The organism is Shimia sp. MIT1388, from assembly GCF_047124445.1.
Lineage (GTDB): Bacteria > Pseudomonadota > Alphaproteobacteria > Rhodobacterales > Rhodobacteraceae > Shimia.
Map to the genome: position 1 here is coordinate 2,146,303 of NZ_CP138921.1, position 13,560 is coordinate 2,159,862.

At 59.8% G+C, this 13,560-nt stretch carries 16 protein-coding genes; 7 read left to right on the forward strand and 9 right to left on the reverse strand.

Annotation, left to right across the window (positions count from 1 at the left end; genetic code table 11):
* Window positions 1-28: 28 nt before the first annotated feature.
* The 3 genes from SIB92_RS10590 to SIB92_RS10600 all read right to left on the reverse strand — a co-directional run bounded on the left by SIB92_RS10590 (window position 29) and on the right by SIB92_RS10600 (window position 2,731).
* Complete coding sequence (locus SIB92_RS10590; protein ID WP_412555743.1) at window positions 29-1,378, reverse strand: 8-oxoguanine deaminase; 1,350 nt, start codon at window positions 1,376-1,378, stop codon at window positions 29-31.
* A 144-nt stretch (window positions 1,379-1,522) separates the two neighbouring features.
* Entirely contained in the window at window positions 1,523-2,305 is a 783-nt protein-coding gene (hisN, locus tag SIB92_RS10595) for a histidinol-phosphatase (RefSeq protein WP_412555744.1), read from the reverse strand.
* A gap of 57 nt (window positions 2,306-2,362) precedes the next feature.
* Complete coding sequence (locus SIB92_RS10600; RefSeq protein ID WP_168591397.1) at window positions 2,363-2,731, reverse strand: helix-turn-helix domain-containing protein; 369 nt, start codon at window positions 2,729-2,731, stop codon at window positions 2,363-2,365.
* A 333-nt stretch (window positions 2,732-3,064) separates the two neighbouring features.
* Here SIB92_RS10600 and SIB92_RS10605 point away from each other — a divergent pair, with 333 nt between their 5' ends.
* A complete protein-coding gene (locus SIB92_RS10605) occupies window positions 3,065-4,027 on the forward strand; it encodes an NADPH:quinone oxidoreductase family protein (protein ID WP_412555745.1) in 963 nt (320 codons plus the stop codon).
* 3 nt (window positions 4,028-4,030) lie between these two features.
* Here SIB92_RS10605 and SIB92_RS10610 read toward each other — a convergent pair whose 3' ends face one another.
* Window positions 4,031-4,924: a LysR family transcriptional regulator gene (locus SIB92_RS10610; RefSeq protein ID WP_294113194.1), complete on the reverse strand. Its 894-nt coding sequence runs from the start codon at window positions 4,922-4,924 to the stop codon at window positions 4,031-4,033.
* Window positions 4,925-5,084: 160 nt separating this feature from the next.
* Here SIB92_RS10610 and SIB92_RS10615 point away from each other — a divergent pair, with 160 nt between their 5' ends.
* Together SIB92_RS10615 and SIB92_RS10620 are read left to right on the forward strand one after the other, a co-directional pair.
* A complete protein-coding gene (locus tag SIB92_RS10615) occupies window positions 5,085-5,291 on the forward strand; it encodes a DUF1127 domain-containing protein (RefSeq protein WP_412555746.1) in 207 nt (68 codons plus the stop codon).
* Between the two features lie 141 nt (window positions 5,292-5,432).
* Window positions 5,433-6,209: a Bax inhibitor-1/YccA family protein gene (locus tag SIB92_RS10620; protein ID WP_168591401.1), complete on the forward strand. Its 777-nt coding sequence runs from the start codon at window positions 5,433-5,435 to the stop codon at window positions 6,207-6,209.
* A 54-nt stretch (window positions 6,210-6,263) separates the two neighbouring features.
* Here the strand turns inward: SIB92_RS10620 and SIB92_RS10625 are convergent, their stop codons facing one another.
* Window positions 6,264-6,791 carry a GNAT family N-acetyltransferase gene (locus SIB92_RS10625; protein ID WP_412555747.1) on the reverse strand — a complete coding sequence of 176 codons (528 nt, stop codon included), beginning with the start codon at window positions 6,789-6,791 and terminating at the stop codon, window positions 6,264-6,266.
* 115 nt (window positions 6,792-6,906) lie between these two features.
* Window positions 6,907-7,074: a 50S ribosomal protein L33 gene (rpmG, locus tag SIB92_RS10630; RefSeq protein WP_007814563.1), complete on the reverse strand. Its 168-nt coding sequence runs from the start codon at window positions 7,072-7,074 to the stop codon at window positions 6,907-6,909.
* 218 nt (window positions 7,075-7,292) lie between these two features.
* Between rpmG and SIB92_RS10635 the strand changes: the two genes are divergently transcribed.
* Both SIB92_RS10635 and SIB92_RS10640 read left to right on the forward strand, forming a co-directional pair.
* On the forward strand, window positions 7,293-8,339 hold the full coding sequence (locus SIB92_RS10635; RefSeq protein ID WP_412555748.1) for an alkane 1-monooxygenase: 1,047 nt from the start codon (window positions 7,293-7,295) through the stop codon (window positions 8,337-8,339).
* Window positions 8,340-8,377: 38 nt separating this feature from the next.
* Entirely contained in the window at window positions 8,378-8,776 is a 399-nt protein-coding gene (locus SIB92_RS10640; RefSeq protein WP_412555749.1) for a hypothetical protein, read from the forward strand.
* A 9-nt stretch (window positions 8,777-8,785) separates the two neighbouring features.
* Here the strand turns inward: SIB92_RS10640 and xseA are convergent, their stop codons facing one another.
* On the reverse strand, window positions 8,786-10,321 hold the full coding sequence (xseA, locus tag SIB92_RS10645; protein WP_412555750.1) for an exodeoxyribonuclease VII large subunit: 1,536 nt from the start codon (window positions 10,319-10,321) through the stop codon (window positions 8,786-8,788).
* Between the two features lie 83 nt (window positions 10,322-10,404).
* Here xseA and purD point away from each other — a divergent pair, with 83 nt between their 5' ends.
* Both purD and SIB92_RS10655 read left to right on the forward strand, forming a co-directional pair.
* Complete coding sequence (gene purD / locus SIB92_RS10650; RefSeq protein WP_412555751.1) at window positions 10,405-11,667, forward strand: phosphoribosylamine--glycine ligase; 1,263 nt, start codon at window positions 10,405-10,407, stop codon at window positions 11,665-11,667.
* 81 nt (window positions 11,668-11,748) lie between these two features.
* The gene (locus tag SIB92_RS10655; RefSeq protein WP_412555752.1) at window positions 11,749-12,360 is read left to right on the forward strand and encodes a LuxR C-terminal-related transcriptional regulator; all 612 of its coding nucleotides are present in this window, start codon (window positions 11,749-11,751) and stop codon (window positions 12,358-12,360) included.
* A 67-nt stretch (window positions 12,361-12,427) separates the two neighbouring features.
* Here the strand turns inward: SIB92_RS10655 and SIB92_RS10660 are convergent, their stop codons facing one another.
* Together SIB92_RS10660 and SIB92_RS10665 are read right to left on the reverse strand one after the other, a co-directional pair.
* Window positions 12,428-13,168: an FG-GAP repeat domain-containing protein gene (locus SIB92_RS10660; protein ID WP_412555753.1), complete on the reverse strand. Its 741-nt coding sequence runs from the start codon at window positions 13,166-13,168 to the stop codon at window positions 12,428-12,430.
* A 5-nt stretch (window positions 13,169-13,173) separates the two neighbouring features.
* On the reverse strand, window positions 13,174-13,497 hold the full coding sequence (locus tag SIB92_RS10665) for a 2Fe-2S iron-sulfur cluster-binding protein (protein ID WP_412555754.1): 324 nt from the start codon (window positions 13,495-13,497) through the stop codon (window positions 13,174-13,176).
* Window positions 13,498-13,560 lie beyond the last annotated feature (63 nt).

Below are 13,560 nucleotides of genomic sequence, written 5' to 3' on the forward strand. Positions count from 1 at the left end.
GCTGAGGCGCGCCCGCCGGTGTTTTCCCTTAGAGACTTTCAGCGAGTCGCGTGGCCAAAGCGTTCTGCCGCTGAATCACCGCAGACAGGTTGATGCTGGTCATATGGCCGTCGCGTACGATCTGACGTCCCTCAACAAAAAGATCGCGCACAGTGGTTGGACCAGCCAGAAGAATCGCCGCCTGATCCCAGCTGCCCGCGCTGTGCACGCCGGTGACATCCCAGATCGCAATGTCGGCGCGTTTGCCGACGGCGATCTGGCCACAGTCGTGACGGCCCAGCACCTCTGCCCCGCCTCGCGTCGCAATTTCCAGCGCTTCGCGGGGGGACATGGCGTCCGCACCCAGAGCGACTCGTTGCAGCAGCATCGCCTGACGGGCTTCAGCCACCAGATTGCCGGCGTCGTTGGAGGCAGAGCCGTCTACACCAAGGCCCACCGGCACTTTGGCGTCGCGCATGGCGCGCACTGGCGCGATGCCGCTGCCAAGGCGGCAGTTGGAACAGGGGCAATGGGCCACGCCGGTTTTGGTGCGGGCAAAAAGCGCGATTTCGCTTTCATCCAACTTCACGCAATGGGCGTGCCAGACATCTTCCCCTACCCAGCCAAGCTCTTCGGCGTATTGCCCAGGGCGGCAGCCGAAATTTTCCAGTGAATAGGCAATGTCTTCGTCGTTTTCCGCCAAATGCGTGTGCAGCATCACGCCTTTGTCGCGCGCCAGAATGGCAGCGTCCCGCATCAACTCGCGAGACACGGAGAAAGGCGAACAGGGGGCCACACCGACGCGCACCATGCTGCCATCACTCGCGTCGTGGTGCGTGTCGATCAAACGAATGGCGTCTTTGAGGATGACGTCTTCTTTTTCGACCAGCGAATCCGGTGGCAGGCCCCCGTCGCTTTCGCCGATGCTCATGGCACCACGGGTGGGATGGAAACGCATCCCCACCTCCTTGGCGGCCTCGATGGTGTCATCCAGCCGGGAGCCGTTTGGATAGAGATAGAGGTGATCCGAGGTCAGGGTGCAGCCAGAGAGCGCCAGTTCGGCAAGGCCAATCTGGGCGGAGATGTTCATCTCTTCCGGCCCAAAACATGACCAGATCGGATAGAGCCGTTGCAGCCAGCCAAACAGCAGGGCGTCCTGTCCGCCCGGCACAGCCCGGGTCAGGGTTTGGTAGAGGTGGTGATGGGTGTTCACCAAGCCCGGCGTGACCACGCAGCCATCGGCAAAGATGGTTTCGCCATCGGTTGTGAGGTTCTCGCCAATTTCGGCAATCACGCCATCCTTGATACGGATGTCATGCGCCGCCAGTTCGCGGCGGTCATCATCCATGGTCAGAACAGTCTGAGCGGATTTGATCAGGGTTTCAGTGGCTTGTGCCATATGCGCATTCCTTGGGCCTAAAGTCGGGCCCGATTCGGTAGCGATATGAGGCGCAGCGACAGAATACGGGCAAAGGACTCGCTGTGCCCGTCCATCATAGCGAAGCGGCAGGGCCGCAATCAAGGGTGGTGCGCTTTAAGCCTGTTACAGAAGCGCCAAAGCCTGTGCGTGTAGCTCTTTGTTGGCCGCAGCCACAACCTGCCCGCCGTTGTGCGCGGGGCCGCCCTGCCAATTGGTGACAATGCCGCCAGCCGCTTCGATCACCGCGATCGGCGCCTGTATGTCATAGGCGTTGAGACCCGCCTCGATCACCAGATCGATCTGTCCTGCGGCCAAAAGCGCGTAGGCGTAGCAATCCATGCCGTAACGGGTGAGTTTGGTCTGGGATGCGACACGTTCAAACCCTGCGCGCTCCACCTCCGTGCCGACTTCGGGAAAGGTTGTGAAGATCACCGCCTCCGCCAGAGTGGCAGTGTCACGGGTTTTGAGCGACATGGTACCTTGCGGTCCGTGGGCCTCAGCCACGCCAAAGCCACCTTTGAAGCGCTCGCCAATGTAAGGTTGATCCACCACGCCGTAGATCGGGCCGGAATCATCCGACAAGGCGATCAATACACCCCAGGTTGGGGTGCCGGAGATAAACGCGCGAGTGCCATCGATGGGGTCCAGCACCCAGGTCAGGCCACTGCTGCCCTCGGTTTTGCCAAACTCTTCGCCAAAAATGCCGTCCTGCGGACGGCGCTCTGCGAGAACGGCGCGCATCGCTTCCTCAGCGGCGCGATCTGCCACGGTCACAGGGTCGAACCCCTCAGACAGTTTGTTGTCTGCGGTGAGGGTCGTGCTGCGAAAGTGGGGAAGAATGGCCGCGCGGGCCGCATCAGCCATGGCATCCGCCACAGCGATCAGGTCGTTCTGTTCTGGTGTCATCGGTCACAGTCTCCGCTCTGGCGTTCGCGCCATGGCTAGACCAGAGCGGGAATGGACTCAAGCGACGTCAGACAGGACGCGGGCCAGTTCAAACAGGCGCCGGCGCTGGTTTTCCGGAATGGCATAGTAGCTGCGGATCAGATCCAACGCTTCTTTGTCAGCCATGATGTCGGCAGGCACGCTGCCGGAGCTTGCGCCATCGCTGTCGCTTTCGAGACCTTCAAAGAAGAAGCTGACCGGCACGTCCAGAGCGTCGGAAATATCCCAAAGTCGAGAGGCGCTGACACGGTTGGCACCGGTTTCATACTTTTGAATCTGTTGAAACTTGATCCCGACTTGCTCGGCCAGTTGTTGCTGCGTCATCCCCGTCAGCCACCGGCGTTGGCGGATTTTCTTGCCAACATGCACGTCCACTGGATGTGTCATCACACGTCTCCTTCCGAATTAAATATCGGGCCGCAACCAAGGACCAAGCAGTCCGTCAGCAGCGTCACCAATTCGTTTAGTGAAGTTATCGCGCATCCCTTTCGCGATAATTCACCTTAGCAGTTTTCGCCTTATAATCAAGGGAAAGAATGTGTCTTACCCCTTCTGGATAGAGTAGCCCATTCAATCGGAGATTGTCATGTTAAGCACTTCCTGCTCCCTCAAATGTTCAGCCAGAGGGTGACGTCGTGTCGCAATCCTCTGTTTTCAAGGGATCAGCTTTGACTTGATTGCGGACGCTTGTGTATTCGATCCTGAGATCAGGAGATTAAGATGCGCGCCTTTCAAGTAACATCCCATGACACCGCCCCTACCCTTGTTGATATTGCCACACCCGAACCTGGCCCCGGGGAGATCCGGGTCAAAATCAAAGCCTGCGCGCTGAACTTTGGCGATCTGCTGATGATCAAGGGCACTTATCAGGCCACTCCACCGGTGCCGTTTACGCTTGGCATGGAAGTGGCGGGCGTCGTGGATGCACTGGGGCCGGACACCGTTGGGCCTGCAGTCGGCTCGGATGTACTGGTGTTTGGCGGCAGCGGCGGCTTGGCCGAGTTTGGCGTCTATCCAGCCGAGAGCGCCGTACCGATGCCCAAGGGCATGAGCTTTGAAGATGCGGCGGCCTTCCCTGTGGCCTATGGCACCAGCCATGTGGCGCTGGACCATCGCGCCAAATTGCAGCCGGGTGAAAACCTCCTGGTGCTCGGCGCCGCGGGCGGCGTGGGCCTCACCGCGGTGGAGCTGGGCAAGCTGATGGGGGCCAATGTGATTGCCTGTGCCCGTGGTGCGGACAAGCTGGAGGTGGCCAAGGCCGCCGGTGCTGACCACTTGATTGACGCCACCGACGCGGACATTCGCGCCGAAGTGAAAGCGCTTGGCGGGGCCGATGTAGTTTATGACCCTGTCGGCGGTGATCAGTTCAAAGCCGCCTTCCGCGCCTGCAACCCCGAGGCGCGGCTTTTGCCTTTGGGTTTTGCCAGCGGAGAGGTGCCGCAAATTCCAGCCAACCACCTGCTGGTGAAAAACCTGACGGTGATCGGCCTCTATTGGGGCGGGTACCTGTCGTTCAAGCCTGAGGTGTTGACCGGCAGCATGCGCACGCTGTTTGGCTGGTACGGCGAAGGCAAACTTAAGCCGCATGTCAGCAATGTCCTGCCGCTGGCGCAGGCGGCAGAAGCCTATGAGCTCCTGCGCAGCCGCAAATCCACCGGCAAGGTAGTTGTGACGGTCGACTAAATCCTAGCCAACCACGCCCAAGCGGGGCGGGCTTTCCAACGGCGTGTGCATTGGTTGGAAACTCTTGCGGATCAACTCGGCCAGATGGGCGACCATATCGCCCTTGGCCTGCTCTGCGCCATACATATTGATGTGCTGCTCGCCAAGGTCGGGCAATGCGCCGCCGTGATCGATCACCTCAAGATGACGGGGTTCTGTGCCCTGGATCATGGCCCCAACCCCAAGATCGGCGGCAATGGTGGCCTCCACGGTGCGGTCGGATTCCGTTTCAACCGAGCTGTCCCATTCAATACCAGCTTTGTCCAAGAGACCAATCGCGGTGGGCCGGAACAGGCATTGGCGACCAGAAGCGAAAGGGATCGGACGGCGGCGCCAGCTGGCCCCACCCGGTGCGCCAATCCAAACCAATGGAAGGGTACAAAGACCCTCCGAATTTTCCGGCGTGTTCCGCTCGGTGGTGAGGATCAAATCGATCTCACCCTTTTCGAATTGCTGCTTCAGCTCAACCGTAAAAGACGAACACAGATTGACTTTCACCCTCGGAAATGCGGCCGCAAATTGCTGCATCACGCGGGGAATGGTCGGGTAGACAATGTCATGCGGCACACCCAGGGTCACCGCGCCTTCAAACTCATCGTGACTTAGGCGGCGCATGATTTCGTCGTTGAGCGTGACCATACGGCGGGCGTAGCCCAGCATTTGCTCGCCAGCAGGCGTGAGCGCGATGCCGCGCCCGGAGCGGTCCAACAGGTCGACGCCAATGAGCTCCTCAAGACGTTTGAGCTGCATGGACACAGCCGATTGGGTGAGATGCAGAAAGCCTGCGGCTTTGGTCACACCGCCCATATCGGCGACGGCAACAAAGCTTCGCAGCGTGGTTACATCAAGATTGCGCATGGCTGTCCCTCTATAAATCACTGTTTCTGAACTGACATCATGATCTGTGATGAAGTCCGTCACAAACATTCGCTTTCTAAATACACACAGCGCGCCATATACATCAAGTAATTTGATGCAGACCCGAAGATCAATCGCAAACAAGGAAAGGAGCGACCCCATGGCCTTCATCACCACTTCCTCCGCCCCTCGTGGTTCCAAGTTTTCTCTCACCCGCATGAAACAGGCCTTTGCCGTCCTGCGTCAGCGCCGCCAGCTTGCACAGCTGGACAGTGCCGCGCTGCAGGATATGGGCCTGAGCCAAGCAGATGTGGACTTTGAATTGAAACGCTCCGTCTGGGATGTGCCAGCGCATTGGCGCGGCTGATCAAACGTTAACAATGATGCGGATTTTCGCCGCTTTGGGCGGCGGAAATCCTTGAATTCACGCCCTCCCTCACCGATATTCCCTGTTGAAACCCTCTGAACGTCAGGTTCTGGGGGCAATAAAGTTAACTCGGAGGCTTTGATGGCTGAATTTGACACGATCCGCGGCACGGCAGCTGCCAGCGCGGCTCAGATTGACGAGGGCCTGCGCGCCCACATGAACAAGGTCTATGGCAACATGTCCGTGGGCATGTTGATCACCTTTGCCGCCGCTTGGGCCCTGTCCGGCCTGGCTGTGACAACCGATCCGTCCGCCGCCGTGGCGCAAATCAGCGCTGACAAATACCTCACCGCACTGGGCAACGCGCTGTATGCGTCCCCGCTGAAGTGGGTGATCATGTTTGCCCCGCTGGCGATGGTGTTTGGCTTTGGCATGGCGATCAACCGCCTGTCCGCCGCTGGCGCGCAGCTGTTCTTCTACACCTTTGCGGCTCTGATGGGCGCATCGATCAGCTCGATCTTCCTGGTGTTCACCGGTGAGTCGATCATCCAGACCTTCCTGATCACCGCGATCGCCTTCGCGGGCCTGTCGCTCTACGGCTACACCACCAAGAAGAACCTGTCTGGCATGGGCACCTTCCTGATGATGGGTCTGATCGGCCTGATCGTGGCATCGATTGTGAACATCTTCCTCGCGTCCTCCGCGATGGCCTTTGCGATCTCCGCAATTGGTGTTCTGATCTTTGCCGGTCTGACCGCGTATGACACCCAGAAGATCAAGAACGACTACATCCAGCACGCCCACATGGGCGACGGCGAGTGGCTGGCGAAATCCGCGATCATGGGCGCATTGACCCTGTATCTGGACTTCATCAACCTGTTCATGTTCCTGCTGCAGTTCCTCGGCAACCGCGAGTGATCCTTGCAGGATAGCAAAAGAAAAGGCCGGTCCCTGTGACCGGCCTTTTTTGTGTCAGGCGTATTCTGGCGCGCAGAGGTTGCGGTGCATTTGGATGGCCGGGAAATGCACGCCAGGAGCCAAAGTGAGCTCAACTTCAGTGGTCTCCTCAAAGCCCATAGAGGCGTAGAAATCACGTGCAGTGATCGAGCTCATACAGCTCATCTCCCGCATACCGTGGGCTTCCGCAGAGGCCAGAGACACGTCAATCAAAGCCCGCGCCACGCCACGGCGCAGCCAATCCGGACGGGTCGCCACATGGCGCACATGGCCCAGATGGGTGCCACTCACGCCACGCGACGGGCTGAGATCGGTCCATCCCCCTGCTCCAATGATGTCATCAGTTTCCGCACACTCGGCAACAAAGTAGGTTCCGCAAGACAGCAACGCGGGCTGCGCTTTGGTGAAGAGCGGCAAGGCCCCCTCAAGCACAGCATCATCGTAGTCCCCTGGCAAAAGTTCCGGATAAGAGCGTGCATAGAGGTCAGACAACGCAACAGCATCATCAAGGCTGGCGGGGCGGATAAAGAATGGGTGGGGCATGTTGGGAACCCTCCTGAAGAAAACTTTTTGTTTTTGTTCAGGCGCGGTTTCCCAGAAAAGCAAAAAGCCGCGCCTTGGTTTGGCGCGGCTTTTGCATGTGTCTCAGAAAGCGATCTTACTTGATCTTGCCTTCTTTGTACTCGACATGCTTGCGCACCACCGGGTCGTATTTGCGGACGACCATCTTTTCGGTCATGGTACGTGCGTTTTTCTTGGTCACGTAGAAATGGCCCGTGCCCGCGGTCGAGTTCAGACGGATCTTGATTGTCGTCGGCTTCGCCATTGTGCTTCTCCTGCGCCGGGGCACAGATACCCCGTGTAAATCTCTTGAAGCCCGCCTTTTAATGATGGCTGGGGCCGAGTCAATGGGGTTGGCGCGGGATTCCTCAAGAAAAGTGCAATCCTTTGAAAATAACCCCTCGTCACCGCTTTGCAGGGCAGAAACGAAGGAGTAATTTTGCCCGGATACAAAGCGCGTGGGCTCTTTGAAGGGGAAAACACATGGCTTGGTTCTGGATCGCGACAACGATTCCCGTAGTGCTGCTGGCGCTTGGCGGGCTGTTGGGTGGTCTGTGGGCGGTGGCGGCACTGGTCTATATGAGCGGGCTGATCCATGTGATGGACCGGCTGGTACAGGGCGCGGCGGCTAAAACCGGTGACGACGGCGAGTTTCCAAGTGGGATGCGGCTGTCGCTGGTGTTGGGCCTGGCGCATTTCCCGCTGTTGGTGATTGCGGTGTTGGCGGTGGCGGGTGTCACGGGGATCAGCCTTGGTGCCAAAGTCTGCTGTTTTCTGGCCTTTGGGCTGTTCTTTGGACAGGTCAGCAATGCCAACGCCCATGAGTTGATCCACAAATCGGCAAGGTTTCCCCGCAAGCTGGGAATGTGGGTCTACATCTCCCTGCTGTTTGGGCATCACACCTCCGCCCACCCCAAAGTGCATCACATCTGGGTGGCGACCGACAAGGACCCCAACAGCCCTCGGGACGGAGAACATTTTTATCGTTTCTGGCCACGCGCCTGGATTGGATCGTTTAAGGCCGGATGGCAGGCGGAGAATACGATGCGCAAACGCGCGGGTAGCCGCAAGTCCCTACTGCATCCCTATGTGATCTATGTCGGCGGCGCGGTGCTCTGCCTTGCCGTCGCTGCGCGGTTGGCAGGGGTGAGTGGCATGTTGGCTTATCTGGCGCTGGCGAGTTACGGCAGCATGCAGCTTTTGTTGTCAGACTATGTGCAGCACTATGGCTTGCATCGGCAGATACGCGAGAACGGCAAGCCGGAACCGGTGGGGCCAGAGCACAGCTGGAACGCGCCGCAGCTTTATACCTCCGCGCTGATGCTCAACGCCCCGCGTCATTCGGACCACCATATGGTGCCGACGCGGGACTACCCCGCCTTGCAACTGGACAAGGCAACAATGCCCACCCTGCCGCAGTCATTGCCGTTGATGGCGATTCTGGCGCTTTGGCCGCGCCAGTGGCGGCGGGTGATGAATCCCCGTGTGGAGAAGCTAAGGGCGGCAAAACTGCGCGCATCACAGCAATGAGACTGGATTGACGCCCGCGCCTCAGGCAGCATGGCGTCATGAAGTATGTGAGCATTGTTTTTGCGCTGTTCAGCAGCGCGGCGGCGGCAGAAGACGCCATGTCGGCAGCCGAATTTGAAGCCTATGTGTCTGGCAAGACCTTGTTTTACGAGGCGGACGGGCGGCGCTATGGCGTGGAAGAGTACCTGTCAGACCGGCGGGTGCGGTGGGCGTTTCTGGATGGCAGCGGCCAGTGCAAGGACGGCTATTGGTATGAAGAGGCCGGGCAGATCTGTTTTGTCTATGAGGACAATCCCGGCCCGCAGTGTTGGAGCTTTTACGCGGACACCGGTGGCTTGAGAGCGCAGTTTGAGAACGAGCCGGACGGGCGGCTGCTCTACGAGATTGAGGACAGCTCCGAAGAAATGCTCTGCCTTGGGCCGGATGTTGGCGTTTAAGCTAGAGCTTTAGAACAGGCTGCCCTGCTCTGGTGGCGGCGTTTTCTTCGCTTTGGGTTTTGGCGCGGGCTTGGGCTTTTCCGGTGCTGGCTGCGGCGGTGTAGAGGGGGCAACCGCGCCCCCTGCCCCGACGGGCAGGCGACCATCGGCAAATTCGATTTCCAAGGCGCTTGCGGCGCTGGCCTCAGCGGAGGTTTTTACCAGTTGGCCATCCCCGCGCACCACGGCGTAGCCACGTTGCAACGTGGCGGTGTAGCTGAGCGTTTCGCGCATCCGGTCCAATGACGCCAGCCGGTCTTTCAGCGTCTGCACCTGACGGGTGCCGGCATCTGATAGGCGGCGCGACAGGTCGCGGGTTTTGTCTTTTTGGCGGGTGATGTCGCGGTTCAAAGCGTCCACAGACAGCCGGTCGCCGTAGCGGCCAAGTTGCTGCCGCCGGATTTCGATCATACGCAGCAGGGTTTTGTCGCTTAAACCACCGGACTTCTCCGCTAGGGTCACGCGACGGGATTGGATGCCGGATTGCAATGCGCGGGGCAGTGCATCTGAAGCGGTGTCCAAGCGTTGGCGCGGGGTTTGCAGCAGCGTATCCGCTCGGGGAAGCGCGCGGGCCAGATCGCGCAGGCGTTGGTCGCGTTGGCGCAGGCCTTGTTCGAGGCCCCGTGTGAGGCGCGCGCCCTGCTCTTCAACCCAGGCCAACATGTCGAGCCGCACCGGCACGGCCAATTCTGCCGCTGCCGTTGGGGTTGGCGCGCGTTTGTCGGAGACAAAGTCGATCAGCGTTGTATCGGTCTCGTGTCCCACAGCGGAGATCAGCGGGATGTCAGAGGCAGCGGCGGCGCGGGCCACCACCTCTTCGTTGAAGCCCCAGAGATCTTCGATGCTGCCACCGCCACGCGCCACAATGATCAAATCGGGGCGCGGCATAGCCCCGCCGGGGGTGAGCTTGTTGAAGCCTTCAATAGCATTGGCCACCTGTGGCGCGCATTGCTCGCCTTGCACCGCGACGGGCCACAGCAACACCTTGCGCGGGAATCGATCCCGCAGGCGGTGCAGGATGTCGCGGATCACGGCCCCGCTGGGCGAGGTCACAACACCGATGATTTCAGGCAGATAGGGCAGCGGCTTTTTGCGCTCTTGGGCAAACAGCCCCTCGGCCTGCAGCATGGCTTTGCGTTTTTCCAGCATCGCCATCAGCGCGCCGACGCCTGCCGGTTTCAGGTCTTCGATCACTAGTTGGTATTTGGACTGCCCCGGGAATGTGGTGAGCCGCCCGGTGGCGACCACTTCCATGCCTTCTTCCGGACGAGTGGAGACACGGGCGGCCACGCCTTTCCACATCACCCCGGCAATCACCGAGCGGTCGTCTTTCAGGTCGAGATAAACGTGACCCGAGCGTGGAAAAGACACACGCCCAATCTCACCTTTGATGCGCACGTGGGAGAACTCGCCCTCGATCATGCGTTTGATCGCGCCGGAGAGTTCGGTGACGCTGAATTCCGGGGCGTTTTCGCCCTCTCTTGGGTCGTCGATCAGATCGGACATGGGTGCGCTGCTCAGTTCCCTTGTTTCCTGTGCCAAGCCACCTTAGAACGCCGCAAAGCGGAGGCCAAGCGGAAGGCGGCAACATGAACATTCTTATTCTCGGCAGCGGTGGACGTGAGCACGCCCTGGCATGGGCAGTGATGCAGAACCCGAAATGCGACAAGCTGATTGTGGCACCGGGCAATGCGGGCATCGCGCAGATCGCGGAATGCGCCAGCTTTGACATCGAGGATGGCGGCGAGGTTGTGACCTTTGTGGCGGCCAATGCGATTGATTTTGTCATCGTCGGTCCAGAGGCGCCGTTGGCCGCGGGTGTGGCGGATCGGCTGCGCGAAGCCGGTGTGCTGGTGTTTGGACCCTCTCAGGCTGCGGCCAAGCTGGAAGCCTCCAAGAGCTTCACCAAAGAGATTTGTGACGCAGCTAATGCGCCGACTGCTGGCTACGGCCACTTCACCGATGCCGAGGCCGCCAAGGCTTACATCCGCGAGCAAGGTGCACCGATTGTGGTGAAGGCCGACGGTCTCGCGGCAGGAAAAGGCGTGATTGTGGCGATGGACCTGCAAACTTCATTGGATGCGGTGGACGACATGTTTGGCGGTGCTTTTGGTGGCGCGGGTGCTGAAGTCGTCGTCGAGGAGTTCATGGAAGGCGAAGAGGCCTCTTTCTTCATCCTCTGTGACGGCAAGACCGCCCTGCCCGTCGGCACCGCGCAGGACCACAAGCGCGTGGGCGAAGGCGACACCGGGTTGAACACGGGCGGCATGGGGGCCTATTCGCCTGCACCAGTGCTGTCTGATGAGATTGCGCAAAAGGCGCTGGATGAAATTGTGCAGCCGACCATTGATGAGATGGCAAAGCGCGGCACGCCGTACCAGGGTGTGCTTTATGTGGGTCTGATGATCAAAGACGGGCAGCCACGTCTGGTGGAGTACAACGTGCGTTTTGGCGACCCGGAATGTCAGGTGCTGATGATGCGTCTGGGTGCGCAGGCGATGGACTTGATGCATGCGGCGGCCGAAGAGCGGCTGCATGAGGCGCAGGTGAACTGGGCCGATGACCATGCGATCACCGTGGTGATGGCGGCCAATGGCTATCCGGGATCTTATGAAAAGGGTTCCGTGATTGGCGGGTTGGATGCCATTGCAGCGGACAGCAAGAATATGGTGTTCCATGCGGGCACCACCGCCAAAGACGGGCAGATCACCGCGTCTGGTGGCCGGGTGCTGAACGTGACCGCACGCGGCGCAAGCCTGCAGGAAGCGCGGGATCGGGCCTATGCCATGGTGGACGCAATTGATTGGCCCGGTGGGTTCTTCCGCCGCGACATCGGCTGGCGCGCGCTTTAAGTCTGCGCTGACACGTAGTTTTGCGGGCGTTGCGCCGAAAAGCGCTGCGCCCTATTCTCCGCCTGAGTTGGGGGAGATGACATGACCATTTCGGTGGAAGAGGCCTACGCTACGCGCGAATTTGTGGAACTGGCGTTCAGCTTTGCACCCGTGGGCATTGTGGTGACTGAGAACCGGGTGATCCGCGATTGCAACGACACCTTTGCGGAGATGTTCCGTTACGAGCGTGCGGCGCTCAAGGACAGCACCTTTGCGATCCTCTACCCCACGCAGGAAGAGTTCACCAACATCCGCAATCGCGGCGTGCAGGAATTGCGCGAGGGCAATTTTTACTGGGACGAGCGCGTGATGATGCGCCGCGGCGGCGAGATGTTCTGGTGCCGGGTGCGCGGGCACACATTTACACCGGAAGACCCGTTGCAGCGGGCGGTGTGGAGCTTTGCCGATATTTCCGACACGCGACCTTATCACCCGCTGACCCGCCGGGAACGCGAAGTGTTTTCACTTCTGGCCGAAGGGCTGACCAGCAAGGAAATTGCCATCAAATTGGAAATGAGCAACCGCACGGTGGAGGTGCATCGCGGCAAGCTCTTGAAGAAGTTTGGCGTGTCCAACACCGCGAGCCTGTTCCAGTCGCTGGGCGCGATTGGCACGCGGCACATCTATTCGGCCAGTGACGGGACCGTGCGCTAGGGCGTGAGGGGCCAGCCCCTCTTGGCCTGCGGCCAATTCACCCCGAGGTATTGGGGGAAGAAGAAAGCTAAGGCGCTTTGCAGTCCAGCGCGCGCGTGAGGGAGGCCTGGTTTTTGAAAGGGCCGAGGGCGCGGGGCGACAAGGCTTTGCCGTCAAAGCGTGTGGCCATGACCTCGGACCAATTGGCGTTGACCGTGATCATTTCGGGGCTGTCGCCGCAATCACGGATGCCACCGGAGATGAAGTCTTCGCCGATGCGGTGATTGGTCAGGCCAGCTTGTGAGGCCACCTGGGTCAGTTTGTTGTCCTTATATCGCCAGACTCGAAGGGTTTTGGCCAGATGGGGCCGGTCGATATAGGCGACCTCTATGTGGCCGTCGCCGTCCAGATCTGCGGCCCCTATGGGCGCAAGCCAGCGGTTGCGTTGGCCGATGTGGGGCGTCGCGGCGCGCAGGCCGGTTTCGTCGTAGATGGCCAGGCGAGCACCGCCAGTTTGGCTGCTTTCGACCGTGATCACTTCCGGTGCGCCGTCGCCGTCCATATCCGCCAGGCGCGGTGCAATGTCCTCAAAGACGCGATCTTGGGGGAGTGTGAGTGCGAGACGCTTGCCGTCTTTCAGGGTCAGCTCAAGCGTGCCATATTCAATCGCATCGCCAAGCACCCCATGGGCATATCGAGCGGTTTCGTCTGTGTAGCGGGCGGATGTGATCTCCGCCACCGCAGGCGCCGCCATCAGCCCCACACTCGCCGCGAGAAAGACGCGACGCGCGGTACGGCGCAGCGTTTGTGACAGAAGACGCCGCGCCATAACCATCAGATTTGCTTTTCTGGCAGTTTCACAACCAGACCATCCAGCGCGTCGGTGACCTTGATCTGACAGGTCAGGCGCGAGGTGGCGGGATCAGGCTCATAGGCAAAGTCCAGCATGTCTTCTTCCATGTCGTCTTTGGCTGGGATCTTCTCCACCCAGGATGGGTCCACATAGACGTGACACGTTGAGCAGGCACAGGCGCCACCGCAATCGGCTTCGATGCCGGGGACATTATTGTCGCGCGCGCCTTCCATAACGGTCAAGCCGTTGGCAACCTCAACAACATGCTCGGTACCGTTATGCTCGACATAGGTGATTTTGGCCATGTCTGGCTCCTCTGAGAAACTGTTCGCATCCCTAGTTAGGTCAGGGCTTCCGCCTCTTCCACC